This window comes from Citrobacter sp. ANG330, from assembly GCF_047467925.1.
Lineage (GTDB): Bacteria > Pseudomonadota > Gammaproteobacteria > Enterobacterales > Enterobacteriaceae > Citrobacter_A > Citrobacter_A amalonaticus_G.
The window spans coordinates 1-384 of record NZ_JASJUI010000038.1 but is presented as its reverse complement, the minus strand read 5'-3'; the positions used below and the strand labels follow the sequence as shown (position 1 = coordinate 384).

Genomic DNA, 384 nt, shown 5'->3' with positions numbered 1-384 from the left:
ACGAGCAGTAAAACCTCTACAGGCTTGTAGCTCAGGTGGTTAGAGCGCACCCCTGATAAGGGTGAGGTCGGTGGTTCAAGTCCACTCAGGCCTACCAAATTCGCTCCCGTGCTTTGTTGTGGCAAAGCTCACATACTTCAGTATGCTTCGCTTCACCACGCCGCGCCCGGAAACGAATTGGGGATGAGGTTTTAACTACACTGTATGGGGCTATAGCTCAGCTGGGAGAGCGCCTGCTTTGCACGCAGGAGGTCTGCGGTTCGATCCCGCATAGCTCCACCATACTGTAGAACGTAATCAAGAAAACTTCAGAGTGTACCTGAAAGGGTTCACTGCGAAGTTTTGCTCTTTAAAAATCTGGATCAAGCTGAAAATTGAAACGAC

General features: G+C 50.3%; 2 tRNA genes. Both read left to right on the top strand.

Annotated features, from left to right (window positions below):
* The first annotated feature begins 20 nt into the window (after positions 1 to 20).
* Positions 21 to 97: transfer RNA gene (locus QNN88_RS22835), tRNA-Ile, on the top strand.
* 109 nt (positions 98 to 206) lie between these two features.
* Positions 207 to 282 (top strand) — tRNA-Ala (locus QNN88_RS22830).
* Positions 283 to 384 lie beyond the last annotated feature (102 nt).